1 protein-coding gene is annotated in these 273 nt (G+C 54.2%); it reads right to left on the reverse strand.

Annotation, left to right across the window (positions count from 1 at the left end):
* The coding region (locus ACE418_RS13525; RefSeq protein ID WP_416451088.1) for a transposase at nucleotides 1-273 on the reverse strand (273 nt) is incomplete at both ends.

The raw sequence follows: 273 nt of genomic DNA on the forward strand, positions 1-273 counted from the left end.
GATAGCCTTATTCTCAAAGGGCTGTCCAAAAGCCCCTTACACAGTCCCTCGAAATCGAAGTTCTGCTTACTTTTGCGAAGTATGTTGGCAGCGCCGTTGATGTCGGCATTGGCCGTCCTGCCGTTGGCGAAACGGTACAGGCCGCGCCGGACTCGTTTCCCGCTGAACGTTCCTGTATAGGGTGCATTCGGCTGGGATACGGGAATGTCGTCCAAATCCAGGCAGCTGGCCTGGGACGTATACGATTCTTCTTGTTCCAGATAGGTTATCCCG

The sequence above is a fragment of the Megasphaera jansseni genome, from assembly GCF_047974155.1.
Lineage (GTDB): Bacteria > Bacillota > Negativicutes > Veillonellales > Megasphaeraceae > Megasphaera.